Source organism: Actinomadura sp. HBU206391 (genome assembly GCF_014323665.1).
Lineage (GTDB): Bacteria > Actinomycetota > Actinomycetes > Streptosporangiales > Streptosporangiaceae > Actinomadura_C.
In genome coordinates this window covers 1-534 of the sequence record NZ_JABVEB010000585.1, presented here as the reverse complement: position 1 = coordinate 534, position 534 = coordinate 1, and the positions used below count along the sequence as shown (strand labels likewise).

Here is a 534-nt window from a genome sequence, read left to right as displayed (position 1 = left end):
GTGCCTGCGTCGAGGATGATGCTGGGCGTGTTCAGGGGGCGGTCGAGCACGCGGGTACGCAGGTAGGAGGCCAGCCCGCCGGGCCCTGATAGCACCTGGACGGCCCATTCCAGCATGCTGCGTTCCAACCGTGCGTGGCTCTCCTCGCGCAGGTCATCGTCTCCGGCCTCGTCTCCGGCCTCGTCTCCGGTATGGGACCCCTCGTGGGATCCCTCGTGGGACCTGTCTTGGGATGCGGTGTGGGATGTGGTGTGACCGGCGTTGTGGCTTAAGGCATGGGTGGCGGTGTGGTCGGCGGTGTGGGACCCGTCGTGGCCGGTGGTGTGGTCTGGTGGGTGGTCAGGGCCGAAGTCGTTCCCGGTGGCGTTCGGCTGGTCTGTGCCGCAGGTGGGGCAGGTGGCGCGCTGGGGAAGGTGGTGGGCCAGCCATTCCTTGGTCATGGCGGTCAGCGCTGTGAAGTCGATTCCGGCGGTGACGACCGGGGTGATGACGGCGTCACAGGCCAGCCCGCCGGCGAGGCCGTTGCCGATCGGG

Annotated in this window: 1 protein-coding gene; it reads right to left on the bottom strand. The window is 68.9% G+C overall.

Annotated features, from left to right (window positions below; translation table 11 throughout):
- The coding region (locus tag HKK72_RS39550; protein ID WP_222721713.1) for a hypothetical protein at nucleotides 1–534 on the bottom strand (534 nt) is incomplete at both ends.